This is a genomic window from Rhizobium sp. BK661, assembly GCF_024808825.1.
GTDB lineage: Bacteria > Pseudomonadota > Alphaproteobacteria > Rhizobiales > Rhizobiaceae > Rhizobium.
The window spans coordinates 387449-413338 of the sequence record NZ_JANTYT010000001.1; the positions used below are offsets into that span (position 1 = coordinate 387449).

The following is a 25890-nucleotide window of genomic DNA, read 5'->3' on the forward strand; positions in this document are numbered from 1 at the left end:
GATCAGTCGACCGCGACCATAACGTCAGAGGCCTTGACGACCGCATAGGCGTCGCCGCCGACGGCCAGCCCCAGTTCATCGACGGCTTCGTTGGTGATCGAGGACGTGACGATGGAACCGCCGCCGATATCGATGCGGACGTGCGCCGTGGTCGCACCCTTCTTCACCTCGACGATCTTTCCTTTCAAGCGATTGCGTGCACTGATCTTCATGGAAGCCTCCTGTTTTGCATGCGGACAGTAGTGGCTAAGGTGTGCGCCGGCAATCTACTCGCCGCGCGGATAGCGTTGGCTTTCCTCCAGCACGTTCAGATCCATGTGATTGCGCATGTAGCGCTCGGAAGCCCGCTGCAGCGGCTGGTAGTCCCAGGGATAGTAGGCGCCGTTCCGCAACGCCTCGTAGACCACCCACCGGCGCGCCTGGCTTTCGCGCACGTCGGCGTCGAAGTTCTGCAGGTTCCAGCGCTTCTCGGCCTGAGCCGTCAATCCGGCGAGAGCATCGGCATATCCCGCATCGCCCGCAAGGTTCTTCAATTCCCTTGGGTCCGCCTCGAGATCGAACAGCATCGGCGGGTCCTTCTCGCACAGCGTCAGCTTGAAGCGGCCGTCGCGCAGGCAGACGAGCGGGGCTTCCGACCCCTCGGCGGCATATTCCATCGGCACCGGGCCACGACCGCCGGTGCCGGTGGCAAGCGGCGTCAGATCCTCGCCATCCGTCCATGGTGCGAGCTTGGCGATGTCGATGCCCGCCAGTGCCGCAAGCGTCGGCGTCACGTCGAGCGTCGAGGCAGGCTGCCGGATAGAGGCCGGTGCCCAGCCGGGCGCCGCAATCGTCAGCGGCACGCGCGACGAACCATCGAAGAAGCACATCTTGAACCAGAGGCCACGGTCGCCGAGCATGTCACCGTGGTCGGAAACGAACAGCACGATGGTATTGTCCGCCATCCGCGCACGCTCGAGGACATCAAGGATCTCGCCGATCTTGTCGTCGATGTAGGAGATATTGGCGAAATAGCCTTGGCGCGCGCGGCGGATCTGTTCCGGGGTGATGTCGAATGCGTCGTAGTCGCAGGCCTTCAGCAGGCGCTGAGAATGCGGATCCTGCTCGTCGAACGGAATTGCGCCGACCTCGGGATCGAGCGCCGGGGAATTCTCGTAGAGGTCCCAATACTTGCGGCGAGCGACATAGGGGTCGTGCGGGTGAGTGAAGCTCACAGTCAGGCACCATGGGCGGTCGTCCTGACGGCGCGAGAGGTCGTAGAGCTTGCGGGTCGCGTTGTAGGCGACCTCGTCGTCATACTCCATCTGGTTGGTGATTTCGGCCACGCCGGCACCGGTGACCGAGCCGAGATTGTGGTACCACCAGTCGATGCGCTCGCCGGGCTGGCTGTAATCGGGTGTCCAGCCGAAATCGGCAGGGTAGATATCGGTGGTCAGGCGTTCCTCGAAGCCATGCAGCTGGTCGGGGCCGACAAAATGCATCTTTCCGGAAAGGGCGGTGTGATAGCCCGCCGCCCGCAGGTGATGGGCGAATGTCGGAATGTCGGACGCGAATTCGGCGGCGTTGTCATACACGCGGGTCCGGCTCGGCAATTGCCCGGACATGAAGGATGCGCGCGCCGGCGCGCAAAGCGGACTTGCCGTGTAAGTGTTGGCAAAACGCACCGAACGCTGCGCCAGGGATTTCAGATGCGGCGCATGGAGAAAATCAGCCGGCCCATCGGGAAACAGCGTGCCATTGAACTGATCCACCATCAGAATGAGAATATTCGGGCGCGCCATGCGTATCGTCCTTCGGTTTGCGGGAGCGGGAACTTAGCCGTGTGCTCTGCGCTATTCCAGCCCGCATCGACTGGAAGGCGCAACAGGAATCTCGGCCTCATCTCGCATGTGCCATTTGATTGCTTTATTGATTATCGATACCAATTGACCTGTGAAGCGGGCATTTTTTGATATCATCTCTAAGGATTTTTTATGGAAAGCCGCCGCGTCGAACTTGGGTGGATGCGCATATTCTCCGAGATCGGCAAGACAGGTAGTCTGTCGGCTGCGGCAAGCGCTCTTGGTCTGACGCAACCCGCCGTCAGCTATCAGGTTCGCCGGCTGGAGGAGCAACTAGGCGTGAGCCTCCTGAAACGACAACATCGCGGCGTTGAATTGACGGCGGAGGGCCAACGCCTGCTCGATGTAGTGGCAAAGAGCGTCAGCGAGATTGACGAGCTGGCGCGGCGCTTCCGCACTGAACCGGACAGGCCAACGATCCGACTGCGGACGGACTTCGCATTCTCTTCGCTCTGGCTGATCCCGCGGATGCACGCATTCCGCACGCTTTACCCGGATGTCGACATTCAGATTGTCGCGACACAACGAATAGAGAAAGGTCGTTCGGACGACGGCGATATTGCAGTGGTCTTTGGTCGGCGATCCGAATTCGATCGCGGCGCGGTTCTGCTCCTGCCGGAAAAGGTCGCACCGGTCTGCACCCAGGGCTTTCTCGATCGCTACGGCTCCCTCTCGACGCCTGATGATCTCGCGCGGACGCGTTTGATTCATCTCGATACCGAGGAACCGTCGCCTTGGTTCGACTGGCGAACCTATCTGGCGGAGCTTGGTGTCCGCCGCGATGGTCACGCCGGGCAGGGCGACCTCAGCTTCAACACCTATTCGCTGGTGGTACAGGCGGCAATCGGCGAACAGGGCGTTGCAATCGGATGGATGGGCCTGGTCGACTCCCTGCTAGCAACCGGGATGCTGAAGACCGCTGGCCCCGCGCTGGAAGCGCCGGATCGAGGCTATTGGTTGCTGCTGCCGCGGCACATGCGCGATGCCCAAAGTGACCTGCTTGCAGCGTGGCTGATGGCCGAGGCTGGCATCGACTGACGCTACCCTCAAGCGACGAGGTCATCGAGGAAATCTTGGCACCAGCGCGATACATCGTGCACCAGCAGGTGGTCCATCATCTTCCGCCAACGTTCCTGGCGTTCCTCAAGCGGCATGTTCAAGGCCCGTGCCAGTGCGTTGGCTGTTCCCTCGATGTCGTAGGGATTGACCAGCAAGGCACCCTTCTTCAGTTCGCGGGCGGCACCCGCGAAGCGTGAGAGCACCAGCACGCCGGGATCCTCCGGGTCCTGGGCGGCAACATACTCCTTGGCCACGAGGTTCATGCCGTCCCGAAGCGGCGTGACCAATCCAACCTCGGCCAGCCGATAGAGACCGGCGAGGATCGGGCGGCTGACGGAGCGGTTGATGTAGCGGACCGGCACCCAGTCCACCGTTCCCAAGGCACCGTTGACGCGGCCGGCCTGCTCCGCGACGGTGCGTTGCATCTGCTCGTATTCAGGCACTTCCGATCGGGATTTCGGTGTGATCTGGAGATAGGTGACTTTCCGTTGGTGGGCAGGATTGTTGACGATAAAGCGCTCGAAAGCATCCAGCCGCTGTGTGATGCCCTTCGAGTAATCGAGCCGGTCGACGCCGATGATAAGATCGCGGTCCTTGACGCTCTGCCGTGCGCGCTGCACCAGATGATGGCTGCTCGCCTTCTTGGCAAAATCGGCAAAGGCAGCCGTTTCGATGCTGATCCCGTAAGCGCCGCCCTTGAAAACCTTGCCGTTTGCCGTGAACCGGCCATCCCCGATCGCATCGCCCATGTCCTCGCGGCGAAGGCACCCGGCGAAGTTTTCCAGATCATGGTCCGTCTGAAAGCCGACGAGATCGTAGGCCGCCAGACCATGCATGATCTCCTCGTGAACCGGCATCGTGTAGAGCACATCGGCCGGCGGCCAGGGAATGTGCAGGAAGAAGCCGATACGATTCTTGAACCCCATCTGCCTGAGTTCCGCAGCCAGCGGGATCAGATGGTAGTCATGCACCCAGATGATGTCGTCCGGCCGCAGCAGCGGCGCCAGCCGATGCGCGAAGAAGCGGTTGACGCGAAAATACCCTGCCATTTCCTTGCGACCGTACTCCGCGAGATCCAGCCGGTAGTGACATATCGGCCAGAGCACCCGGTTGGCGAAGCCGTGGTAGTACTCCTCGACATCCTTGCCGGTGAGGTCGGTCAGGGCGTAGGTGATCTTGCCTTCTTCTGTCAGGGAGAGCGGACCGGGCTCGTCGTTTTCGCTCGACTTTCCGGACCAGCCCATCCAGATGCCGCCGCGCTGTTCCAATGCCGCTTTCAGAGCCACTGCCAGTCCGCCAGCGGAGGCCGCGCCCTCCTTTGTCGGGGCTGGCACGCGATTGGAAACGATGACGAGACGGGACACAGGGATTCCTTTCCTGGGAGGGCAGCGCGAGCGCTCGGATCAAACGGCAAACTGCCCAATGAGTTCCCGTACTGCCGATGCCGAAGGCAGCGTCAGTGCGGCGGCCGTTTCGGAGGTTGCGCCCACCCGAACGGAGAGGCCGCCCTGACGATTGGCGATGCGAAACATCGCTTCATCGGTTACGTCGTCACCGATGGTGATCGGACGTCTGCCTGCAAACGGTGGCATCGACAGGAACGCCTCGACAGCGTTTCCTTTGTCGGCGCTGGCGGGGCGGATTTCGAGGACCATCTTGCCTCGCTGCAAGGTCCAGTTCGGGCCGGCCCGGGACAGCATCCGCTCCATGATGGACTCCACCTGCGCCTGCTTGTGTGGCGCTAGACGGTAGTGGGCGGCGACTGCCGCTCCCTTGTCTTCCACGAGCACGCCTTCCAGCCCTTCCGTTTCCTTCCGAAGATCGGCCTTCAGAGCCTCGAAGGCGGCTGTCGTTTCTGCCTTGGCGACCTTTCCGTCGGGTCGACGTAACTCGGCGCCGTGCAGGCCGGCGATCGGAAACCGGAATGGCGAGAATAATTCATCAGCATAGGCGAGCGCTCGCCCGGTGACCAAGGCCAACGCGCCACCGAGCCTTTGCGAAGCGATATCGAGACCTGCAGGCAGCAGCGGGGGTACGACGATCGCGTCCGGTACCTCGGCGAGATCGAGCAATGTCCCATCGATATCGAGGAAGAGAGCGCAATCTTGAGGCGAAGAGGACAGAGCGCTCAGCACTTTCTTCTGCCCCGAGGCCGATTGCGGCGTCGCGGCAGGAAATGGCTTACTGGTGTACGACATGGTGACTTACCTATGTCGCTATCATCCCAAGGCAACCCGCGCGGTTGAATGTTGCGAGGAAATCTCGGATTTCTACCGGCGTCCTGCGCTCGGCCGTTTCATTCAGCCGGGATCGTGCCGGAATGCTCGGCAAAAAAAGCCTTGGCGTCGGCCGTGAAGGCTTCTCGCTGATCTGCCCGCGTATAAAACATGTGGCCGCCTCGATAGACCTTCAGCGCCACCCGCTCGCCGGCAAGCGAAGGCGGCAGGTGGTCAACGACATAGCGGCTGACGCCGTAGGGCGTCACCAGATCGCTGGAGCCATGGGCGATCAGCAGGCGGAATTTCGGATTGGAGGCGAGCAGCTGGCGGATGTCGTCGGTCACGCTCGCCTGCAGCCTTGAACCGCCGCCGCGTCCGCCCCATTCCCATCTGCGGCTGATGTCGCCGTCCAGCAGCGAATAGGTCATCTCGGTCTTGAAACCGAGTTCGTTGCGCGCATAGTCGGCAAAGGCGCCGCCATAGGCGCGGGTGAAGCCGTCGAGAATTGCGTCGTCGCCGCGGTCAGAGTCCGACTCCGGGTAAGGATCGGGCGTCGAGAACGCCGCGTCGTAAGGGCTGACGACCTTGCCGTCCTGGCCACTTGACTGCTTGGCGTAGGCATTTCCGAGGAAGCCACGGTTCTTCGTTACGACATCCTCGGGAATACCGGTCATGCCGGCAATCTTCCCATAGAAGGCTTTGGCGGAATCGCCTGTCGGCGCCGGGCCGGCAAGTGTCGTCAGATAGTCGCCGAGTGCAAACTTCTCCGCCTCGCTTTGCCGTACTTCATCGAAGGCGTTGCGCCTCTCCATGTTCGCTGCAGCGAGCGATGGAAACTCAAGCGCGGCGCCGAGTGCAAACTGATCTGCATTGAACATCAGTTGCCCTTCGAGCAGGGGCGAAAGCAGGATCGCGCCGGAGACGATGATGCCTTGGCTATCCTTCAGTGCTCCGGCGACTTTGGCGGCGCGGAAGCCGCCGTAACTTTCGCCGAGAAGAAACTTCGGCGAACCGGAGCGATTGTTGTGAGCGACGTAGAGAGCGATCGCCTTTGCAATGCTCTCCGCGTCGGAGTTGACGTTGTAATATTTGGACGCGTCGTCAGCCTTGGCGGTCCGGCTCCAGCCGGTTCCGATCGGATCGATCAGGACAAGGTCGGTGAAGTCGAGCCAGCTCAGCGGATTGTCGACCAATTTCGCGTCGGCCCCATCGTCGCCCTTCGGGCCGAAATCGAGGATACGCGGCCCCACAAGGCCGAGTTGGAGAAATGCCGAGGCAGCACCCGGGCCGCCATTGAAGGCAAAGGTCAGCGGTCGGTCGGGCGCTCCATTCTTGGCGACATAGGCCGTATAGAAGATGGCGCCGGTCTTGGAGCCGTCTTGCGCGAAGAGATCCAGCGTCCCGGCCGTTGCGACATAGTCGAGCTGTCGGCCACCGATGGTCATTGTGCGCTCGGTCGCCGAGTCGATTGGCAACAGGCTCAGTACACTATCGTCAGATGCCCGCTGTGTAGAAGCATCGCCTCCGCCCTCCTGCGATACGGCGGGAGTGATCGGGGCAAGCAGGGCGGTTGCGAGCAGAATGGCGGACAGGAAACGCAAGACTTCTCCTCCGGCGGAAGCGGCATGGAAGAGGTCAGCCTAGCATCGCCCGGTGAGGGGAGAAATCAACAGATGGTGAGGCGGACGTCAGTCCGCCTTCTCGATCGTCCGCGCATTGACGAATTGTGCACGGCCGGCGTTCCAGCCATTGATGGCGGCACCGGTGCCCAGCGCCACGAAGAGCACCGCCGACCAGCCAAAGCTGCCGGTCCAGCTGCGGATCAGCCCAACGACGAGCGGACCGATCGCCGCAAGCAGGTAGCCGACACATTGGGCCATGCCGGAAAGGTGGGCCGCGACATGCGGATCGCGAGACCTCAAGACGATCGTCGTCATGGCAACCGCAATCAGTCCGCCTTGGCCGATACCCTGCAGCACGGCCCAGACCCAGACCGTGGACAGCGGCGCAAATAGCAGGCCGAACAGGGCGACGACGGCGACGGCGCAGAGCGACGCGTTGATCACCCGCTGATCCTTGCCCCTGACCGCGATCTGCGGGGCGACAAGGCATGCCGCGGCCTGAACCATCACCGACACGGAAACGATCGCCCCCGCAGTGATGCCGTCAATGCCGCGTTCGCGCAGGATCGGAACGAGCCAGCCGAACACGCAATAGGCCAGTGCTGATTGCAGCCCCATGAAGAGTGTGACCTGCCAGGCCAGGCGATCGCGCCAGAGCCCTTGCACCGAAAAGCCGGTGCGCTTGACCTGGTTCTTCGTGGACAGCACCTGCGGCAGCCAGATAATCGCGACGACCAGCGCGGGTATCCCCCACGCGGCGAGCGCCGCGGAAAGGGAATCACCGAGAATGTGTTCGAGCGGCAAGGTGAAGCCCGCCGCGCTCGCGGCGCCGGCGCACAGCGCCATCGTGTAGAAGCCGGTCATCAATGCGGCGCGATCGGCAAAGTCGCGCTTGACCAAGCCCGGCAGCAGCACGTTCCCGACAGCGATGCAGCCGCCGGCGAGGGCAGTGCCGACGAAGAGCAGCGGAATCGAGGAAAGGCCACGCAAGGCTGTCCCGAGCGCCAGCAGGACGAGCACGCCGAGAAGCGTGCGTTCCGTGCCGATCCGCTGGGCAAGCCGCGGCGCCAGCGGTGAAAAGGCACCGAGGCAAACAACGGGCAAAGTGGTCAGCAGGCTGGCGCCCAGCGCGGAGAGGCCGAGTTCAGATTTGATTTCGGGCAACAGCGCCGAGGCGCTGGAGAACACCGGACGCAGATTGAACGCAATCAGAACGAGGCTTGCCCCAAGCAGAAAGCGCGCCGCGGCGCTGCTGCCGACCGGCGGCTTCGGTTGCGGGACGCTGTCGGCCTCGGCGTCGATGAGCTGTTCGTCCGCCAGGTCGTAGACGTGAGCGGAATCCTGGAGGGGCGTTGTCATGAATGGAGCATCCGGTCGAGAGCACTGATGATCGGGGCCATGAAGCGGCGTACGGCGGCGTCGGCCTGCTGCGGATTGCCGCTGGCGATTGCGTCGATGATGTCCGCATGCGCCCGCATATCGGGCTCCGGAATTTCATCATCCAACGTCGCCTTGATCGTCTCGGTGATCGAGGCGGAGAAAAACTCATAGATTTCAATCATCGCACGGTTGGCAGACGCGGCGATGACCGCCTTGTGAAAGGCAAGATCGCGTTCGACGAAGGCGCTTTTGTCGCCGCCTTCGAAATTGCCGCGCTTTTCAAGAAGTGCCCGAAGCTCCGCGATGATCGCAGGCGTCTGCCGTAGGGCCGCGAGCCGTGCCGCCTCGACGTCGAGCGCGCACCGGGCCTCGAACAGATCGCGCAGACTGGCGCGACGGGCCATGGTGAGCGGCAGCCGGGTATCCGTGGTCGAGAGCACGTAGGTTCCCGAGCCCTGCCGGGTCTCCAGCAGGCCTTGCGACACCAGCACCCTGACCGCCTCGCGGACAGTTCCGCGGCTGACGGAGAGCATGGACGAAAGCGTCGCCTCGTTCGGCAATTTATCGCCAACCGCCCACCTTTTTCCGAGGATCTCCGCACGGATCGCCTCAATGGCGGTATCTGCTAGCTTGGTTTTTGCGAGTGGTTCCATCGTTCGTATTCGTAAAGTCATCAGATGACTTTACGAATACTCCGAGATCATGATGTTCGTCAATGCCATCGCGAAAATTGGAAAAGGGCCGCGCGAGCGACCCTTTCCATGAGTTCTGGCCTGTAAATGGCCGGACCGTCAAAGCGGCCCTAGGAAGGTGGGCTTAGAGCGAGGGCTGCCTCGCTTTCATCACCACTTCCATGCCTTTTACGAGGTCTGAAATCTCATTAGACATTGGATCACCTTCCTTTCGTTCTGTTGTCGATAAGAAGAAGGTAGGATGATTCGCCGGCGATGCAAGAAGAATTCCTGACGAGGACGGCGCGACAACTTGCCAATCCCACGATTTCATTTCGCTGTCATCGGTGATCCTGTAATGATTACAACGGAGTGCTTGCTTCTGTTCCATTGTAGACTTTAGTGGGAAAGCCTGTGGATTGAGCCGGCTCAATGTGCGGCCTTGATGAACGTGCCATTCTGCAGTTCGCGCATCGCCTGCATGATCTCTTCGCGGGAATTCATGACGATCGGCCCGTGCCAGGCGACCGGTTCCTCGATCGGCTTGCCCGAGACAAGCAGGAAGCGGATACCTTCGTCGCCGGCCTGCACTGTCACTTCGTCACCGCTGTCGAAGACGACCAGCGTTCGGTTGCCCGACATGTCGCGGATGTTCAGCTCTTCGCCGTTGACCTCTTTCTCGACGCGGACGCCGAAGGGTTTCGACGCGTCGCGGAACGTGCCGGAGCCAGCGAAGATATAGGCAAAGGCATTGCGATAGGTATCGACCGGCAAGCGCTTCTTCTTGCCTGGCGGTACCGAGACATCGAGGTAGATCGGCTCGGCTGCCACGCCGTCGACTGGGCCTGCCTTGCCCCAGAAGTCGCCGCAGATGACGCGCACAGCCGTGCCATCGTCATCGACCACGACAGGAATGTCGGCGGACTTGACGTCCTGGTAGCGTGGCGCCGTCATCTTCAGCGACGAGGGGAGATTGGCCCAGAGCTGGAAGCCGTGCATGCGTCCGGCAAAATCGCCCTTCGGCATTTCCTGATGCATGATGCCGCTGCCCGCCGTCATCCACTGGATGTCGCCGGCGCCGAGCAGGCCGCGATTGCCGAGGCTGTCGCCATGCTCGACCGTGCCGGCGAGAACATAGGTGATCGTCTCGATGCCGCGGTGCGGATGCCATGGGAAGCCGCGGATATATTCGGCCGGATTGTCGTTGCGGAAATCGTCCATCATCAGGAACGGATCTGTCATCGACGGATCTCCGAAGCCGAAGACGCGATGCAGCTTCACGCCGGCGCCTTCCATTGTCGGCGTTGCAGTGCTCATATGCTTTACGGGACGGATCGACATGGCATCCTCTCCAAGGTTCAACTTAGCCCGAAATATAGCCATCGGGCCGGCCCGAGCGAAACCGCCGGAGGCAGGAACGCACTGTTCACAAAAGAAGATGCGCCATTGCGCAATGTGAACGCGTCAACCGTCAGAAATTTGTCATCTTCCGCTTGCAAGCCACGAAGCCGTTCAGGTCTTATTAACCATCGGATTCGACAATCATTGTCGCGTTTCAGCATTTCTCCCGCTTCCGACGGAGCGGGTTCCGGAGTGGAAAGAGCATGTGTCGCTGGGCAGCCTATCGCGGAGAACCCCTCTATCTGGAGGAACTGGTGTCATCGCCCGCGCACTCGCTGATCGAGCAATCGCATTGCGCCACCCGGGCCAAGACGCCCACCAATGGCGACGGCTTCGGCATTGCCTGGTATGGCGACCGACCGGAGCCGGGTCGCTATCGCGACACCTTGCCGGCCTGGTCCGACTGCAATCTCAAGAGCCTTGCGCGGCAGATCCGTTCGCCGTTGTTCCTGGCGCACGTGCGGGCGGCGACCGGCGGCGGTACCCGTCGCGACAACTGTCACCCTTTCACCTACGGCAACTGGTCGTTCATGCACAACGGCCAGATCTCCGGCTTCGAGCGGCTGCGCCGACCCATGGAAGGCATGCTGGACGACGAACTCTTCAATGCCCGCGGCGGGACGACCGATTCAGAGCTGATGTTCCTGCTTGCCCTGCAGTTCGGTCTACAACAGACGCCGGTGGCTGCGATGGCGGAGATGATCCGCTTCGTCGAAAGCCTCGCCGACAAGCTGCTGGGATCTGTGCTGCTGCGCTATACGGCGGCCTTCTCCGATGGCAAGTCGCTCTATGCGATCCGCTATGCGACCGATCGCAAGGCGCCGACGCTTTACGCCTCACCGCTCGGCAAGGGCTATTGCCTAGTGTCCGAGCCGCTCAACGATGACGTCGATGCCTGGGCAGAGATCCCGGACGGCAGCGTCGTCACGCTCGGCGACGGTGGTCTCGACATCGTACCGTTTCGTCCGGTGCAGGCTGTGGTGAGAGCCGCTCCGGTCGCCATCACGGCTTGAGCCGTTCGGCAATCATTGCCGCCAGCCTGGTGGCAACCTCTTCCTTTGCAAGGTCCGGCCACTGCTCGATGCCGCTGTGGGCGACGATCTTTACGCGGTTGCGCACACCGCCCATGATGCCCGTTGCCGGCGAAACATCGTTGGCGACGATGATATCGGCGCCCTTGCGATCAAGCTTTGCCCTGGCGTTGTTTTCGACGTCCTGGGTTTCTGCGGCGAAGCCGATCACCAGCTTCGGCCGCATCGTGTGATGGCCGACTGTTTTCAGGATGTCCGGATTTTCCGTTAGCGCGAGCGTCGGAATGGATTCGCCCGGATGCTTCTTGATCTTCTGGTCGGCGGCTGAGGCCACGCGCCAGTCGGCGACGGCCGCGACCATCACGGCGACATCGGCGGGCAGCGCTGCGAGCACGGCATCCCGCATCTGATCGGCGCGCTCCACATGGACAACCTTGACGCCAAAAGGATCGGGAATGGAAACCGGTCCGGAAACGAGGGTCACATCTGCGCCAAGCGTGGCGAGTGCCGCGGCAATTGCATGCCCCTGGCGGCCGGAGGAGCGATTGGCGATGTAGCGCACGGGGTCAATCGGCTCATGCGTTGGCCCGGAGGTGACGATGGCCCTGCGACCGGCAAGCGGTTTTGGCCCATCGCTGAGCAAAGCTTCTGCCGCAGCAACGATCTCCAGCGGTTCGGCCATGCGACCGATGCCCGCCTCACGGCTCTCCGCCATCTCGCCGGACATCGGCCCGATGAAGCGGATGCGGTCGCCGCGCAGCGTCTCGACGTTGCGCTTCGTCGCCGGATGCGCCCACATATGCGGGTTCATGGCGGGTGCGACGAGAACCGGCCGGTCGGTCGCAAGCAACACCGTAGAAGCAAGGTCGTCCGCAAGCCCGTTCGCCATCTTGGCAAGCAGGTCCGCCGTCGCCGGCGCGATCAGGACAAGGTCGCAATCGCGCGCCAGCCGGATGTGCCCGACATCCTGCTCGTCCTGCCGAGAAAAAAGATCGGTGAACACATGGTCGGCGGCAAGCGCGCCGACGGCAAGCGGCGTCACGAATTCCTGCGCGCCTGTGGTCATCAGCGGTCGCACGGAAGCGCCCCGCTCCCTGAGCCGTCGGATCAGGTCCAGGCTTTTATAGGCCGCGATCCCGCCTGAAATGATGAGGAGGATGCGTTTGCCGCTGAGAACCATGGCTCTTTCCATCGATTAGCTGATTGCATCAAACCCTAAGCCTTTGGGGAATAATAAGCAATCGGCACTGGAAGCGCATCGGTCGCAGTGACAACGCGGACGTCCTGTGGCATGGAGCGAAGCATGGGGACCATGCGGAGAATCTTGCGGGATCGGGTATCGGTAAGCGCCGTCGCGCTGCTGTTCGCCTGCCTGCTTTTGATCCAGGGGCTGCTGACCGGCACCGCGCAGGGATCGATGGCGGCATCCGCCGTCGATCCCTTCGCGATCATCTGTTCTTCGAGCGGACACGGTTCCGTCGATGATGCCGGGCACGGTAATTTGCCGGCCAAGAAGATGCCGGAGTGCCCGTGCGGCACGCTCTGCCGCCTCGCATCGACTGCCATGCCGGCAATTCTCGGCGGGCAGACAGCTCCTCTTTATGTTGCGGTCGAGGCCTCTATCGACATAGCGGCCCGAGCGGATGCCGTTGTTTCATATCCTTTGCGCGGACGGATCGCCGAACCGCGTGCACCTCCCATCACAGCCTGACGTCATCGTCGTCCGCCTCTACGCCTGTTGCTGCAGAGGCCGATTTTCTCACGTTGGGAGTCCTCCATGTCCGATCTTACCATCGGTCGCGAGAGCGTTGGCGCTTCGGTGCGCTCCGCCTCCGACCTCTACCGCGCCGTCTGGCGTTGGCATTTTTACGCAGGCCTTCTCGTCCTGCCTTTCATGATTACGCTGGCAATCACCGGCGGCCTCTATCTCTTCAAGGATGAGATAGACGCGGCGATCCATTCCGATCTCAAGCGCGTCGAAGTGCAGCCGGGCGTAAACCCTGCGGCACCTTCAGCTATGGTGGCCGCCGCGCTTGCTGTCCACCCTGGAACTGCAGTCAAATTCACCGACCCGGTCACGCCCGACGCTTCTGCCGAAATCACCGTCGGTACCGAGACGGAAGGTAAACTTGCTGTTTACGTCAACCCCTACACCGCCAAGGTGCTGGGCGCATTGCCGGATCGCGGCACCGTCATGTGGACGATCCGCTATCTTCACAGCCTAAAATATTTCGGAAACTACGCACGCATGCTGATCGAAATCGCGGCCGGTTGGTCAATCCTGCTGGTTGCCACGGGCATCTACCTCTGGTGGCCGCGACGCCAGACTGGGGGCGTTCTTTCCGTTCGCGGCACGCCGAAGCGCCGGGTCTTCTGGCGGGACATGCACGCCGTGAGCGGCATATTCGTCGGCTTCTTCATCGTCTTCCTGGCCATCACGGGCATGCCGTGGTCCGGGGTCTGGGGTGGCAAGGTCAATGAGTGGGCGAATGGTAATAACTTCGGCTATCCCGCAGGGGTGCGCGTCGCCGTACCGATGTCCGACGAGCACCTCGATCACATTGCCAAGACCTCGTGGTCGCTGGAGCAGGCGCAGGTCCCGCAGTCTGCCGGGCACGCGCATCATGCACAGCCGATCAGTCTCGACGGCGCCGTCGCCACCTTCGACCGTCTTGGCCTGCATCGTGGCTACGCCGTGAATATTCCGACGACGTCGGACGGTGTGTTTACCGGATCGGTCTATCCCGATGACCTTACCAAGCAGCGGGTCGTACATCTCGACCAGTATTCCGGAACGCCACTGATCGACATGAGCTATGCCGACTACGGTCCGCTCGGAAAGTCGCTCGAGTGGGGCATCAACACCCATCTCGGTCAGCAATTCGGGCTTGTGAACCAGCTTGTGCTTATCGTCGCTTGTGCGGCGATCATCCTGCTTGCGGTTTCGGCTGCGATCATGTGGTGGAAGCGACGCCCGGCCGGATCGCTCGGCGTTCCGCCGATGCCGGCGGACAAACGCGTGTTTCGCGGCCTGATTGCGATCCTTGCCATCGGCGGGGTGCTCTTCCCGCTGGTCGGCCTGTCGCTCATCGTTATGCTCGGCTTGGATTGGCTCTACGTCAGGTCCAGAAGGTTGCGATCGATGTGACATCGCGGGGGAGGCGGACACACTCGCGCCTAGCCCGATCGACAGATAGCAGAAAGGCCGTGGAGGAGAGAATCCACGGCCTTCTCACGCATCCTCTCTCGGGGTCTCGGTCCTCAGAGGTTGCTCATCCCGCCATCGATGACAAGTTCGCTGCCGACGATGTAGGCAGCTTCATCGGAGGCGAGGAAGATGATCGTCTTGGCAACCTCGCCGGCGTCGCCGAACCGGCCGACCGGAATTTGCGCCTGGATCTGCGATGCCATCGCCTTGGCGTCGGCTTCCGACATTCCGAACTTGCCATAGAGCGGTGTCGCGATCGGACCGGGGCTAACCGCGTTGACGCGAATGCCGCGGCCGATCAATTCGCCGGAGAGCGTCTTTGCCAGCGTCAGCAGCGCGCCCTTGGTCAGGGCGTAGACGCTGGAATTCGGCATGCCGATATGGGCGTTGATCGAGGTGTTGAGAACGATCGAGGCCTGCTTCGAAAAGAGCGGCAAGAGTGCCTGGATCAGGAAGAACGGACCCTTGACATTGATCGCGATCGACTTGTCGAAGGCTTCCTCGCTCCATTGTTCGAGCGGGCCGAACTCGGCCACGCCGGCATTGACGAAGAGGATGTCGAGATGACCGAAAACTTCCTTGATGGTGGCGGCGACGGTCTTCTGGCCGGCAGCGTTGCCGGCATCCGCCTGGATGACCAACGCCTTGTCGCCAAATTCGGCACGGGCGGCCTCGACGCTCTTTTCGCTACTGCCGGTGATGGCAACGCGAGCGCCTTCGGCGATGAATTGACGGGCGGTTTCGAGGCCGATGCCGCTGGTGCCGCCAGTGATGAGAGCTGTCTTGTTCTGCAAGCGTGCCATTGTCGTGGGTCCTTATGATCCATTGATGTTGGGAGGATGCGATTGCAATTGCTAGCCGCGATATCCGCTCTTTCCACAATCTTTCCGGTCAGAGCGGATAGCTTTCGAACTCAGGTGCGGGTGATCGAGGCGCCACCGTCGACCAGCGAGGCGGTGCCGGTGACGAAGCTCGAGTCGTCGGATGCGAAGTAGAGCACGGAGCGGGCAAGTTCCTCAGGCGCAGCGACACGCTTCAGCGCATGCAGGTTGGTGATGAAGCTCTGCTTGCCTTCGGTGTCGTTCATCTCGCGATACATGTCGGTGTCGACAGCACCCGGCAGAACCGCATTGACACGCACATTCTTCGGGCCGAATTCGGCGGCGAGCGCCTGCGTCAGGCCGATGAGGCCGGACTTGCTGGCGGCATAAGCGGCAACGCCCGGGAAGGCGAAGCTGTAGCCGACGAAAGTCGAGGTGAAGATGACCGAGCCGCCGCCGTTCTTTTCCATCTGGCCGATCTGATGCTTGGCAGCCAGGAAGGAGGCCGTCAGGTTGATCGTCAGCGCCTCCGTGAAACCGGCTTCAGAAACGCCAGTGCTAGGACCGGCTTCGCCAAGGATGCCGGCATTGTTGAAAGCAATGTCGAGCTTGCCGTAGCGATCGACTGCGGTGGCGACCAGCGCCTTGTGATAGTCTTCCGAGCGGACGTCGCCGGCAACGGCAACGGCGTCTCCACCGGCTGCCTTGATCTCTGCCACCAGGCTTTCAAGTTCTGCCTGGCGGCGGGCGCCGACCACGACCTTTGCGCCCTCGGCAGCAAAGAGCTTGGCCGTTGCGCGACCGATGCCGGCGCTTGCGCCGGTGACGATGGCGACTTTTCCATTCAAGCGGTTCATTGTTCCATCTCCAGTGTTGGGTAGTGGGTGGCGATTGCCGTCCCTTTCGATGAGCAGAAGATGGCATTTTCTTTTCGTTCGGATTAGTCTCCAAATGGTGGAACTCGAATTCGGATTTGCCGAACGATGATCAGGGTTGAGGGAATAACGGCTTTCGTGGCGATCGTGGAAGCCGGCTCGGTCAGCGAGGCCGCCCGGCGCCTGCGGTTGTCGAAGTCTGTCGTCAGCGAGCGACTGGCGGAGCTTGAAAAATCGCTTGGCGGTGTGCTCCTTCATCGCACCACGCGAAAACTCACCCTCACGGAAGACGGCACGGCCTTTCTGGAGCGCGCGACGCGGATCGTTCAGGAAATAGAGGAAGCCACCGCCGAGATGGCGGTACGCCGTGGCACACTATCCGGACCGCTGCGCATTGCCGCCCCCGTCACCTTCGGGCGCATGCATCTTGGCCCTGCGCTATACCCGTTTCTGGCCGAGCACCCGGAGATCCAGCTTGTGCTCGACATCGACGACCGCCGCGTCGATGTCTCCTCGGAAGGGTATGATGCCGTGGTCCGCCATGGCCCGATTGTCGACTCCCGGCTGGTTGTATGGAAGCTCAGCCGCAGTCGTCGGATTTTGGTCGCCTCGCCGGATTATCTCGGCCGCCATGGTATGCCGAAGACCCTTGCCGACCTTGATGACCATAAAGGCATCTTCTACACCAACCGGGGCGTTGCCGACTGGCGGTTCCAGACCCCGGATGGAGCGATCGTCGTGCGGGCAAGCCAGGCCGTCGGCATGAACAACGGAGACATGATCCGCGATGCCGCGGCCGCCGGTCTCGGAATCGCGCTGCTGCCAGCCTTCATCGCTGGACCTGCGATCAGTAAGGGACAGCTGCAGGAAATCGATGTCGGCTACAGGCCGGAAGCCGAGTTCATCTATATGGCGCATCCGGAGGGCCGCAATCCGTCCGCGAAGTTGCGCGCCGTCGCGGACCATCTGCGCAGGACCTTCGGAGATCCGCCCTATTGGGATCCCGCCGGCTGATCAGATGAGGCTCATCATGTTTGCGGCGACGCGCGACCGCTGTGCCTTCAACATAGCAAGTCCGAGACGCGCCACCAGCGGTGGCCCCTCGATCGGTCGGTAGGCGACGCCATCGAGAGCCAGATGGGCAATCGAAGCCGGAACGATCGACACGCCGAGATCGGCGGCCACAAGATTGACGACCGACGGAATCTGTGGCGCCTCCTGTGTCACGACGAGCTCGAAACCGGCATCGCGGCATCCGCGCACGATATCGTCATAGAGACTGAGACCAACCGTGCGTGGAAACAGAATGAAAGGTTCGCCAGCAAGCGCCGAGAGTGGCACCTTCCCGTATTTTGCAAGCGGGTGGTGCGCCGGCAAAGCAATCAGCATCGGCTCGTCCGCCAGTCGCTTCAGCGTGACGTCTTTCGGATCTTCCAGACCGGGTCTGATGAAGGCGACGTCGATTTCCTGCCGCAGCAATTTCTCCATCAACCAATTGCTGTTCATCTCGGTCAAGGAAAGGCTGACATCGGGCCACTGGCTGCGAAAGCGGCGGATCGTGCCGCTGACCGCCGTGTTGAAGGCGGAGGATGCGGTAAAGCCGAGTGCCAGCCGCCCGGTCTCGCCACGTGTCGCGCGCTGTGCGGCGAGTTTCGCTTTTTCGGCCGCAGCAATGGCAGCCCGGCCTTCCGGCAGGAATGCGCTGCCCGCCTCCGTCAGTTCCGCGCCATGCGGGACGCGATGAAACAGCGCGGCGCCGACCTCATGTTCAAGGTCGCGGATCTGCTGGCTGAGCGGCGGCTGGCCGATGCCGAGCTTCGCGGCGGCGCGGGTGAAATTCCCCTCTTCGGCCACTGCCAGGAAATAGCGGATATGGCGCAACTCCATTGGTATCTCCAAAAGCTATCAACAATGGCACTTTCATATATTGGACAAATAGCGCGCTGCTGGCTAGGTCAAAAGGCGTGAAAGGTTGGTGCCCCGATGCAACGCGCCGCAGATAAGCCCTTAGACGCCTCCGAAATCCACTCGCGTCCAAATCTCCACGTCGTGCGAACGACGGCGGGGCCGCAGGACAGGCAGTTCCTGCTGCGCGGCACCTCGTCCTATCGGCGCGCCAGCCTCGCGCTCTTCCTTTCCGGCTTTGCTACCTTTTCGCTGCTCTATTGCGTGCAGCCGCTGATGCCGATCTTTGCCGCGGACTTCGGAGTAAGCCCGGCGGCGAGCTCGCTATCATTGTCTTTGTCGACCGGCTTTCTCGCCTTCGCCATCTTCTGTGCCGCGGCCGTCTCCGAAAGCTTTGGCCGCCGCAGCCTGATGTTCGCTTCGCTGCTCGGGGCCGCGCTTTGCACGATCGCCTGCGCCCTCGTCCCAAGCTGGCACGCGCTGCTTGTTATCCGCGCGCTTGAAGGGCTGTTGCTCGGAGGCGTACCGGCTGTCGCGATGGCCTATCTCTCCGAGGAAATCGATCCGCGGGGACTTGGCGCTTCGATGGGCCTCTATATCGCTGGGAATGCCTTCGGCGGTATGGCAGGCCGTGTCGTCACGGGCACGCTGGCTGAATTTTTCTCCTGGCGCGTCGCATTGGGCGCGCTCGGCGTGCTCGGCCTTGCTGCAGCAATCGGCTTCTTCCTGCTGCTCCCCGCATCGCGCAATTTTACACCGCGCAAGGGTTTCGACGCCCGATTTCACGTGAGGGCCTGGGCCGGACATCTTAGCAATCCTGCCCTGCCGCTGCTCTTCGCCATCGGCTTTCTCGCCATGGGCACCTTCGTCACGGTTTACAACTACATCGGCTTCCGCCTAGTTCAGCCGCCATACAACCTCAATCAAACCGAGCTTGGCCTGATCTTCACGGTTTACCTCTTTGGCATTGCTGCCTCGTGGGTTGCCGGCATGCTCGGTGATCGCATCGGTCACTTCATCGTCCTGCCGGCCGGCATTGCGGTCGCGGCATTGGGTGTGACCGCGACGCTCTCGTCCTCCTTGCCGCTGATTGTCCTTGGCATCGTGCTGCTGACATCGGGCTTCTTCGTCGCCCATTCGGTGGCAAGCGCGCTCGTCGGTCGCCTTGCCCGCGGCACCAAGGGGCACGCTTCCGCGCTCTATCTGCTGTCATATTACATCGGTTCCAGCGTTGCCGGTTCGGTCGGTGGCTATTTCTGGGGTGCCGATGGCTGGGATGCCGTCGTTTCCTTCACGCTGGCGCTGCTGGTGCTCGGTATGGTCGCGGCGCTCGCCGCCGCGAGGCTGGCCAAACGATAGGCGTCATAACCAAAGATAGTAAGCGGACTAAACAGTCTTTGCTGTGCGCCGCGGTTGAGCCCCTCTCATGCCGCTCCACAGATACCAGAAGACGGAGATCAGGATGATCACACCGCCGATGATTGTGGAAAGGGTGGGCGTCTCCGAGAAGGCGAGCCAGACCCAGAGCGGACCGAGTACGACGTCAAGCAAGCCGATCAGTCCAGCCTCGCTCGACGGAATATAGCGGCCGCCGGTCATGAACAGCAGATAGGCGATCCCCGATGTCGTCGACCCAAACACCACGAGCACGAGGATTTCCTGCCAGCTCGGTAGCGTGTGGGACATCAGCGGCAGACAAAGCAGCACACAGAGGCCCGACCCCAGCGCGTTGACTGGCGCCAGCCGCAGCGCCGGATAGCGTCGCGCTGCCACGAGCAGAATGCTGAAGGTTAGCGTCATCAGGAACGCCAGGGCATTGCCCGCGATGTCCTGGGGCCTCGCCCCGAAACCTGCAACAATCAGGACGCCAACGAAGGCGATCATACTGGCGATAAGCACGCGCCGGCTGATCTTCTCCTTCAGCCAGAGATAGGCGATGGCTGCGGCGACGAAGGGAACGGTCGCATAGATCGCCAGCACGTTGGCGACGGTCGTCAGCTTGAGCGCGCCAATATAGCCGTACATCGAAATCGCGGCCATCAGACCAAACAGCGGATAGAAATAGAGCGGTACCTTGCCAGGCGCGGCACTAATCCGCTTCTTTGCCAAAATGATGATCGTCAGCGCCAGTCCACCAAACAGTGAGCGCCAGCCGAGCACCGTCCAGACATCGAGGTCGAGCGCCCGGACGAAGAGCCCCGCGGTGCTCCACATGATCGTAGCAATGCTGACGAGGAGCATACCGTAGGTGCGGGGCTGCATGGTGAGGTCCGTTCGTTGGAATGGCAGCTGTCGAGTCGACATCCGATCTCTATCAGAGACGCCAGACCAGCGATCGATCGGTTGCGCCACGCCATAGCGTAATCCGACACAAAATGCCTCCAGACAGCCGCCGCGGCGCTATCCGAGCCTGATGTAGGGTACGTCCTTCTTGGCCACTTCGTCGAGAGCCTCGTCATAGCCGGCATCGGCATAGCGCATGACGCCAAGTGCCGTGTCGTTGGTGAGCGCATGGTCGAGCCGCTCGTCGGCGGCATCGGTACCATCGGCCACGACGGTCACGCCGCAGCTCGTCATGTAGCCGGCATAGCCGCCGCCGCCGGAATGAACGACGACGAGATCAGCCATCGACGAGCAGAGCATCATCGCATCGATCAGCGGCCAATCGGCGATCGCGTCGGAGCCGTCCTTCATCCGCTCGGTCATGATGTTCGGATGCGCCATCGCGCCGGCGTCGAGATGATCCCGCGAGAAGGCGACGGGCCCTTTCAGCTCACCGCTTGCGACGAGTTCGTTGACCCGGCGGGCGAGCATCGTGCGCTCGCCGTGGCCGAGCCAGGCAATGCGGGCCGGCAATCCCTCGAAAGGCACATGCTCGCGCGCCAGCCGGATCCAGTTGGTGATGATCTTGTTGTCTGGGAACAGTTCCAGCAGCAGATCATCGATCCGGGCGATGTCGCTTTCTTCGCCCGACAATGCCATCCAGCGGAAGGGGCCGATTGCCCGGGCAAAGAGCGGCCGCAGATAGGCTTCGGTGAAGATCGGAATATCGAAGGCGTTGGCGACGCCGCCTTCCTTCGCCTGTGTGCGAATGAGGTTGCCGTTGTCGAAGACCTCAGCACCTTTTTTCTGGAAGTCCAGCATCGCCGTCACATGCTGCACGATCGAGGCGCGGCTTGCCGCCATCAGCTGTCCCTGGCCGTCGTCGCGCAGCTCGCGCACCTGCGCGAGGCTCATCCCCTTCGGCACGTAACCGTAGACAAGATCGTGCGCGGAGGTCTGGTCGGTGACGATATCGGGCACGATGCCGCGCCGTGCGATTTCGGGATAGATTTCCGCGGCGTTGCCCACGAGACCGACGGATAGCGCCCGCTTTTCCTTCACGGCGGCGTCGATCATCGCAAGCGCCGTACCGACATCCGGCGCAATTTCCTGCAGGTAGCCGATCTCCTGCCGCTTCTTCGCGCGCTCCGGATCGATGTCGACGCAGAGGATGGCTGCACCCGCCATGCGGCCAGCCAGCGGCTGCGCGCCGCCCATGCCACCGAGCCCCGCCGTCAGCACGAAGCGTCCGAAGAGATCGCCGCCGAACCGGCGTTCGGCAATGCGCATGAATATTTCATAGGTCCCCTGGATGACGCCCTGGCTGCCAATATACTGCCAGGCGCCGGCCGTCAGCCCGCCCCAGCAGATCAGTCCCTTGCGCTGCAGCTCGTAGAAGACCTCGGCCTTCGCCCATTGCCCGACGATGTTGCAGTTCGCCATGATGACAAGCGGCGCCTTAGCGTGCGTCTTCACAAGGCCGATCGGCTTGCCGGACTGGATGAGCAGCGTCTGGTCTTCGTCCATTTCGGTCAGCGCCTTGACGATGCCCTTGTGCGCCGCCCAGTTGCGCGCGGCTTTGCCGAGCGCGGCGTAGACCACGAGATTGTCCGGATCCTCGCCGACGGAGAGAACGTTTTCCAGAAGCCGCAGCAAGGCCTCCTGCCGCCAACCCTTGGCGCGCAGGTCCGGCCCGCCCGGAATCGGAAATTTCGGATGACGTGGATTGGGCTTCGGCATCTTGGTTGTTCCTCTATCTTCGCTTGCCGCGTCGGAATCCGGCGCGGCTCAGGCTCTTGCCGCGAGCGCGTAGCGGGCAAGCTCGATGCCCATCGCCTTCTCCACCGGGGGGTAGACGGCCGGGTCGAGAACGCTGGCCGACAGCGGAATGATGTTCATCGGCACATGCAGGATGAAGACATGCATGCCGCCCTTCAACTGGCCGACGCTCAGCGGTTCGCCCTCGGGCGAGAGGGTTGTGATGACCGAGGGGAAGGTGGCGATCCGTTTGCCCTCGATGTCGTCGACGGCCATGTATTCATTCATTACATGCATGGTCACCGCCTTGTCGCCGGAGCCGACGACGATTGAGCCGATGTCGAAGGCCTCCTTGGTATAGACGACGTCCTTCTTGGTGATGATACCTTCGGCCAGGATATGGCCGCCGGTTGTGTTGCAGATGGCGTCGATCACGGCTGAACCGCCTTTCTTCTCAGCCGCAATGATCGCCTCGCCCAGTGCCAATGCCATCGATATGCCGCCAAGTGCTGCGTGGGTGCGCACATAAGAGGCACGCAGCGGGTTGCGGCAGCTGGCGATGAAGCCGCCCGACTGGTCGGAAGCTGCCCGCAGAATCGGCGAGATCTTCGCTGTCGCGCCCTTCACGACAAGCTCGATGTATCGGTTCTCGGCGCGGTTCCCGCCGACCGCCGTCTGGATCATCTGTTCAGGCGAACCCGCCATGCCGATCGAGCCCATGTCTCCGGTCGGATGCGCGCGGATATCGCCGACGGCGTCGACGACCTTGGTTCCGAGAATGGCAGAGGGCAGCCAGCCGTTCAGCGTTGACGACTTGCCGTTCTGGCCGATGATCAGGCCGGACAGTTTCTCGCCGAGTTCGTCCTGCAGCAGCTGGACCGCCTTCACATAGTCGATGCCCTGCATTTCCCAGGCTGTCGTGGAGGCGGGTGCGCCGATCGCGGCGGCCGTCGCGATCCAGTCGTCATCTTTCAACTCGTCGATCGACACAAGTTCCGGCTTGCCGACGTTGACCGCTGCATAGCCGAGCATGCGGCCGTGATCCGCCCAGCCGCCGCCACCGGCAGCATAGACCGACCCGCCCTTGACAGCTGCTTCGACGTCCTTTTCAACCAGTATGCGTCCCATCAGGCATTCTCCTGCTTCAAGCTCTTGTCCATGTCCAAGACGGCTTCGAAAAGCACGGCCGCCCCAAGCGCAATGTCGTCGTTGTCAGCCCATTCGTCAGCGGAGTGGCTGCGCCCCTCCCTGCAGGGCACGAAGATCATCGCGGCGGGCGCGACCTTGGCAATCCAGGCCATGTCGTGGCCGGCGCCCGATGCCATTCGGCGGTGGCTGGCGCCTACGGTTCCGCACGCCTTTTCAAGTGTCTTCAACAGTCCGGCATCGCTTGGCGTCGGACGGTTATCCGAAACCCGCATGGGACTCTTGATCGATACTCCGTAAGCGATGGCTAACTTTATGACATGTTCATCCAGCCACTCGCAGAAGGCTTCCATGTCGTTGCGGACCTCGGCGCGTCCATCGATCAGCAGGACGACCTTCGAGGGAACGACGTTGGCCGCGTTCGGCTCGATCCGGAACTCGCCGACCGTCGCCGCGAAATGCCCCGGTGTCTTCGCACGGGCGGCTGCGGCATTGCGGATATCGAGAACCAGTTGTGCGGCGGCGACCAGCGCATCCGAGCGGCTATCCATGGGCGTCGTGCCGGCATGGTCGGCGCGCCCCTCGACGACAATCTCAATCCGGGTGATCCCGGCGATCGCAGTGACGATGCCGATATCCTTCTTCTCGTTCTCGAGGACTGGGCCCTGCTCGATATGCAGTTCGAGAAAACCGGCAATGTCAGGCCGGTTCTGCTGCGAGAGCACGCCCGGGCGGCCGCCAACCTCGGCAATCGCCTCGGCGAGATCACGTCCTTCAGTCACGCGCGAAAGCCAGGCTTCCGGCAGTTGCCCGGTCATGCCTCGGCTTCCGATACAGGAAACGCCGAAGATGCTGACCTCCTCCGCAAGGAAATCGACGATCTCCAGGTCGTGATCGAGCTCGAGGCCCTTGTCGCTGAGCGCACGAGCGACCTCAAGTGCGGCCACCACGCCGGCAATACCGTCAAAACGGCCACCATCAGGTACGGTATCCGAGTGCGAACCGAGCATCATCGTGCCGCGCCCGTCAATGGCGCCCCGCCGCTTGCCGATCAGATTGCCGGCGGCATCGATCCTTGTCTCAAGGCCAGCCGCCCGCATGCGCGCTTCGATATAGGTGCGGCCCTCGAGAAAGAGTGGCGAGAAGGCGCGACGGGTCCAGGGATGGCCGGGCTCGGTGATCCCGGCCAAGGCGTCGATATCTTCCGCGATACGACCCGTATTGACCGGCAGGTTTCTGGTCATTCTGCGGCTCCGGCGATTACTTGCCTCGGCAGCGGACGCACAAATCGGCCGGTCCGAGGTTCAGCCAATACGGTCGCGCCGTCGCTGATCTTCTCCCCGCGCAGATAGGTCGCAGCGACTGTCCAGGGAAGGCGGATGCCGTTGTACGGGCTCCAGCCGACCACGTTGTTGCCGCTGGCTGCGGCGTCATAGACCGTTTCGCGTGGCTCAAGCACGACGATATCGGCGTCCTTGCCTGGCGTCAGCGCGCCCTTCACGTGGTCGAGACGAAAATGCCTCGCCGGGTTTTCCGCCATCAGCTTCGCCGCCCAGGTCAGCGGGATGCCGCGCTCGAAGGCACCCTTGATGAAGAGCGGTATCATCACTTCGAGCCCGGGCACGCCGGACGCGTTTGCGAGCATGTCAGGGTTGGTCTTGCGATTTTCGGACCAGCTGACGTGGTCCGTCGAGACCAGCCAGACATTGCCTTCCGCAACCTTGCGCCACAGCGCCTCGACCTCGGCGCGTGGTCTGATCGGCGGATTGATCTTTGCCTTGCCGCCGAGCCGCTTGACGTCGTTTTCCTCGTCCAGGGTCAGGTAATGAATGCAGCATTCAACCGTCGCCTCGAAACCATCGCGGCGGTAGGCGCGTGCGATGTCGTAGCCGCGTCCAAGCGAGCAATGCACCACATGTGACGGGCATCCCGTATTGGCCCCGGTTTCGAAGATCGTGTGCATGGCGAGCAGCTCGGTGATCGGCGGCCGGGACAGTCCATGCGCGCGCCAATCCGTGATGCCGCTTGCCTTCACGCGATCCATGTAGGTGCGAACGGCCTCGTCGTCCTCGTTGTGAACGCCGGCGGTCAGCCCGGTCGGTGCAATTGCGGCAAAGCATTCGTCCAGCAGGGCAAGGGGGATGCGCGGAAAGCGTTTCGGATCCGTACCGAACGTCGAAAACTTGAACGCGGCAACGCCGGCATCGACCATTTCGGCAACCCGCTTGGCGCCTTCCTCAGGATCCACGGTGCCGTAGAGCGCAAAATCGACCCGCGCCTGCGGGCCGGCATGGGCAATCTTCTTCTTCACGGCTTCTGCCGAGCAGACGAGGTTGCCTTCATCATAGGGCATATCGACGATCGTCGTCACACCGCCGGCAGCAGCCGAGCGAGTCGACCAGATGAAATCCTCCTGGTCCTTCTGCGACAGCGAGTGAACCTGGGCGTCGATGGCGCCCGGCAGGATCAGGGCCTTGCCGAGGAGATGGCGCTCGCGTGCAGCAGGCGGCACGCCGAGGCCGACTTCCGCAATCTTGCCGTCGCGGACGGCAACGTAGCCGGCTTCCAGGATGCGCTCCGGCAAAACGACCGTGCCTTGCAGAACGAGATCGAAATCAGCCATGCCGCTTT

General features: G+C 62.2%; 23 protein-coding genes. 6 read left to right on the plus strand and 17 right to left on the minus strand.

What is annotated here, in order from left to right:
• Positions 1-2: 2 nt before the first annotated feature.
• Positions 3-212 carry a molybdopterin-binding protein gene (locus FHX16_RS01885; RefSeq protein WP_016552447.1) on the minus strand — a complete coding sequence of 70 codons (210 nt, stop codon included), beginning with the start codon at positions 210-212 and terminating at the stop codon, positions 3-5.
• Positions 213-266: 54 nt separating this feature from the next.
• Positions 267-1781, minus strand: coding sequence for a choline-sulfatase (betC, locus tag FHX16_RS01890; RefSeq protein ID WP_183860613.1), 1515 nt, complete (start codon positions 1779-1781; stop codon positions 267-269).
• 192 nt (positions 1782-1973) lie between these two features.
• On the opposite strand from betC, the gene FHX16_RS01895 reads away from it, so the two are divergent.
• Entirely contained in the window at positions 1974-2879 is a 906-nt protein-coding gene (locus FHX16_RS01895; RefSeq protein WP_183860610.1) for a choline sulfate utilization transcriptional regulator, read from the plus strand.
• Positions 2880-2887: 8 nt separating this feature from the next.
• Here the strand turns inward: FHX16_RS01895 and otsA are convergent, their stop codons facing one another.
• The 6 genes from otsA to FHX16_RS01925 form a co-directional block, all read right to left on the minus strand.
• On the minus strand, positions 2888-4264 hold the full coding sequence (otsA, locus tag FHX16_RS01900) for an alpha,alpha-trehalose-phosphate synthase (UDP-forming) (protein ID WP_183860609.1): 1377 nt from the start codon (positions 4262-4264) through the stop codon (positions 2888-2890).
• A 39-nt stretch (positions 4265-4303) separates the two neighbouring features.
• Complete coding sequence (gene otsB / locus FHX16_RS01905) at positions 4304-5098, minus strand: trehalose-phosphatase (RefSeq protein ID WP_183860607.1); 795 nt, start codon at positions 5096-5098, stop codon at positions 4304-4306.
• A 98-nt stretch (positions 5099-5196) separates the two neighbouring features.
• Positions 5197-6720, minus strand: coding sequence for a S10 family peptidase (locus FHX16_RS01910; RefSeq protein ID WP_183860605.1), 1524 nt, complete (start codon positions 6718-6720; stop codon positions 5197-5199).
• An 87-nt stretch (positions 6721-6807) separates the two neighbouring features.
• A complete protein-coding gene (locus FHX16_RS01915) occupies positions 6808-8100 on the minus strand; it encodes an MFS transporter (RefSeq protein ID WP_183860603.1) in 1293 nt (430 codons plus the stop codon).
• The gene (locus FHX16_RS01920; protein ID WP_183860601.1) at positions 8097-8774 is read right to left on the minus strand and encodes a FadR/GntR family transcriptional regulator; all 678 of its coding nucleotides are present in this window, start codon (positions 8772-8774) and stop codon (positions 8097-8099) included. The genes FHX16_RS01915 and FHX16_RS01920 overlap by 4 nt, the downstream gene beginning before the upstream one ends.
• 447 nt (positions 8775-9221) lie before the next feature.
• Positions 9222-10133 carry a pirin family protein gene (locus tag FHX16_RS01925; RefSeq protein ID WP_016552455.1) on the minus strand — a complete coding sequence of 304 codons (912 nt, stop codon included), beginning with the start codon at positions 10131-10133 and terminating at the stop codon, positions 9222-9224.
• Positions 10134-10396: 263 nt separating this feature from the next.
• On the opposite strand from FHX16_RS01925, the gene FHX16_RS01930 reads away from it, so the two are divergent.
• Positions 10397-11206 carry a class II glutamine amidotransferase gene (locus FHX16_RS01930; protein ID WP_183860599.1) on the plus strand — a complete coding sequence of 270 codons (810 nt, stop codon included), beginning with the start codon at positions 10397-10399 and terminating at the stop codon, positions 11204-11206.
• On the opposite strand, the gene coaBC is transcribed toward FHX16_RS01930, so the two are convergent.
• Positions 11196-12404, minus strand: a complete 1209-nt coding sequence (gene coaBC, locus FHX16_RS01935) for a bifunctional phosphopantothenoylcysteine decarboxylase/phosphopantothenate--cysteine ligase CoaBC (RefSeq protein WP_183860597.1) — start codon at positions 12402-12404, stop codon at positions 11196-11198. The two genes, FHX16_RS01930 and coaBC, sit on opposite strands and share 11 nt — an antisense overlap.
• A gap of 132 nt (positions 12405-12536) precedes the next feature.
• On the opposite strand from coaBC, the gene FHX16_RS01940 reads away from it, so the two are divergent.
• Positions 12537-12935 (plus strand): DUF2946 family protein, encoded by a 399-nt coding sequence (locus FHX16_RS01940; protein WP_246712557.1) that lies wholly within the window; start codon positions 12537-12539, stop codon positions 12933-12935.
• Positions 12936-13001: 66 nt separating this feature from the next.
• A complete protein-coding gene (locus FHX16_RS01945) occupies positions 13002-14372 on the plus strand; it encodes a PepSY domain-containing protein (protein ID WP_183860594.1) in 1371 nt (456 codons plus the stop codon).
• A gap of 113 nt (positions 14373-14485) precedes the next feature.
• On the opposite strand, the gene FHX16_RS01950 is transcribed toward FHX16_RS01945, so the two are convergent.
• Positions 14486-15235 (minus strand): SDR family oxidoreductase, encoded by a 750-nt coding sequence (locus FHX16_RS01950; protein WP_259126392.1) that lies wholly within the window; start codon positions 15233-15235, stop codon positions 14486-14488.
• A 110-nt stretch (positions 15236-15345) separates the two neighbouring features.
• Positions 15346-16110 (minus strand): SDR family oxidoreductase, encoded by a 765-nt coding sequence (locus tag FHX16_RS01955; protein WP_016552461.1) that lies wholly within the window; start codon positions 16108-16110, stop codon positions 15346-15348.
• Positions 16111-16236: 126 nt separating this feature from the next.
• Here FHX16_RS01955 and FHX16_RS01960 point away from each other — a divergent pair, with 126 nt between their 5' ends.
• Positions 16237-17142, plus strand: a complete 906-nt coding sequence (locus FHX16_RS01960; RefSeq protein ID WP_112657784.1) for a LysR family transcriptional regulator — start codon at positions 16237-16239, stop codon at positions 17140-17142.
• Here the strand turns inward: FHX16_RS01960 and FHX16_RS01965 are convergent, their stop codons facing one another.
• Positions 17143-18015 (minus strand): LysR family transcriptional regulator, encoded by an 873-nt coding sequence (locus tag FHX16_RS01965; RefSeq protein ID WP_183860590.1) that lies wholly within the window; start codon positions 18013-18015, stop codon positions 17143-17145.
• A gap of 96 nt (positions 18016-18111) precedes the next feature.
• Here FHX16_RS01965 and FHX16_RS01970 point away from each other — a divergent pair, with 96 nt between their 5' ends.
• A complete protein-coding gene (locus FHX16_RS01970; RefSeq protein ID WP_183860588.1) occupies positions 18112-19392 on the plus strand; it encodes an MFS transporter in 1281 nt (426 codons plus the stop codon).
• Between the two features lie 27 nt (positions 19393-19419).
• Here FHX16_RS01970 and FHX16_RS01975 read toward each other — a convergent pair whose 3' ends face one another.
• From FHX16_RS01975 to FHX16_RS01995, 5 genes are all read right to left on the minus strand, one after another.
• Positions 19420-20295, minus strand: a complete 876-nt coding sequence (locus FHX16_RS01975; RefSeq protein WP_183860586.1) for a DMT family transporter — start codon at positions 20293-20295, stop codon at positions 19420-19422.
• Between the two features lie 138 nt (positions 20296-20433).
• Positions 20434-22095, minus strand: a complete 1662-nt coding sequence (locus FHX16_RS01980; protein WP_183860584.1) for a urocanate hydratase — start codon at positions 22093-22095, stop codon at positions 20434-20436.
• 48 nt (positions 22096-22143) lie between these two features.
• Positions 22144-23241, minus strand: coding sequence for a DUF917 domain-containing protein (locus FHX16_RS01985; RefSeq protein ID WP_259126393.1), 1098 nt, complete (start codon positions 23239-23241; stop codon positions 22144-22146).
• On the minus strand, positions 23241-24503 hold the full coding sequence (locus FHX16_RS01990; protein WP_183860580.1) for a Zn-dependent hydrolase: 1263 nt from the start codon (positions 24501-24503) through the stop codon (positions 23241-23243). Before FHX16_RS01990 ends, FHX16_RS01985 begins: the two co-directional genes overlap by 1 nt.
• A complete protein-coding gene (locus FHX16_RS01995; RefSeq protein ID WP_259126394.1) occupies positions 24500-25882 on the minus strand; it encodes a dihydroorotase family protein in 1383 nt (460 codons plus the stop codon). Before FHX16_RS01995 ends, FHX16_RS01990 begins: the two co-directional genes overlap by 4 nt.
• Positions 25883-25890: the final 8 nt, after the last annotated feature.

Bases quoted from the DNA above. Each gene is read 5' to 3' on its own strand.
- FHX16_RS01915 (WP_183860603.1), bottom strand. From the start codon at position 8,100: ATGACAACGCCCCTCCAGGATTCCGCTCACGTCTACGACCTGGCGGAC.
- FHX16_RS01955 (WP_016552461.1), bottom strand. From the start codon at position 16,110: ATGAACCGCTTGAATGGAAAAGTCGCCATCGTCACCGGCGCAAGCGCC.
- FHX16_RS01995 (WP_259126394.1), bottom strand. From the start codon at position 25,882: ATGGCTGATTTCGATCTCGTTCTGCAAGGCACGGTCGTTTTGCCGGAG.
- FHX16_RS01945 (WP_183860594.1), top strand. From the start codon at position 13,002: ATGTCCGATCTTACCATCGGTCGCGAGAGCGTTGGCGCTTCGGTGCGC.
- FHX16_RS01980 (WP_183860584.1), bottom strand. From the start codon at position 22,095: ATGCCGAAGCCCAATCCACGTCATCCGAAATTTCCGATTCCGGGCGGG.
- FHX16_RS01885 (WP_016552447.1), bottom strand. From the start codon at position 212: ATGAAGATCAGTGCACGCAATCGCTTGAAAGGAAAGATCGTCGAGGTG.
- FHX16_RS01965 (WP_183860590.1), bottom strand. From the start codon at position 18,015: ATGGAGTTGCGCCATATCCGCTATTTCCTGGCAGTGGCCGAAGAGGGG.
- FHX16_RS01950 (WP_259126392.1), bottom strand. From the start codon at position 15,235: ATGGCACGCTTGCAGAACAAGACAGCTCTCATCACTGGCGGCACCAGC.
- FHX16_RS01975 (WP_183860586.1), bottom strand. From the start codon at position 20,295: ATGCAGCCCCGCACCTACGGTATGCTCCTCGTCAGCATTGCTACGATC.
- FHX16_RS01960 (WP_112657784.1), top strand. From the start codon at position 16,237: ATGATCAGGGTTGAGGGAATAACGGCTTTCGTGGCGATCGTGGAAGCC.
- FHX16_RS01985 (WP_259126393.1), bottom strand. From the start codon at position 23,241: ATGGGACGCATACTGGTTGAAAAGGACGTCGAAGCAGCTGTCAAGGGC.
- FHX16_RS01990 (WP_183860580.1), bottom strand. From the start codon at position 24,503: ATGACCAGAAACCTGCCGGTCAATACGGGTCGTATCGCGGAAGATATC.
- FHX16_RS01930 (WP_183860599.1), top strand. From the start codon at position 10,397: ATGTGTCGCTGGGCAGCCTATCGCGGAGAACCCCTCTATCTGGAGGAA.
- FHX16_RS01925 (WP_016552455.1), bottom strand. From the start codon at position 10,133: ATGTCGATCCGTCCCGTAAAGCATATGAGCACTGCAACGCCGACAATG.
- betC (WP_183860613.1), bottom strand. From the start codon at position 1,781: ATGGCGCGCCCGAATATTCTCATTCTGATGGTGGATCAGTTCAATGGC.
- FHX16_RS01895 (WP_183860610.1), top strand. From the start codon at position 1,974: ATGGAAAGCCGCCGCGTCGAACTTGGGTGGATGCGCATATTCTCCGAG.
- coaBC (WP_183860597.1), bottom strand. From the start codon at position 12,404: ATGGTTCTCAGCGGCAAACGCATCCTCCTCATCATTTCAGGCGGGATC.
- FHX16_RS01920 (WP_183860601.1), bottom strand. From the start codon at position 8,774: ATGGAACCACTCGCAAAAACCAAGCTAGCAGATACCGCCATTGAGGCG.
- otsB (WP_183860607.1), bottom strand. From the start codon at position 5,098: ATGTCGTACACCAGTAAGCCATTTCCTGCCGCGACGCCGCAATCGGCC.
- FHX16_RS01970 (WP_183860588.1), top strand. From the start codon at position 18,112: ATGCAACGCGCCGCAGATAAGCCCTTAGACGCCTCCGAAATCCACTCG.
- FHX16_RS01940 (WP_246712557.1), top strand. From the start codon at position 12,537: ATGCGGAGAATCTTGCGGGATCGGGTATCGGTAAGCGCCGTCGCGCTG.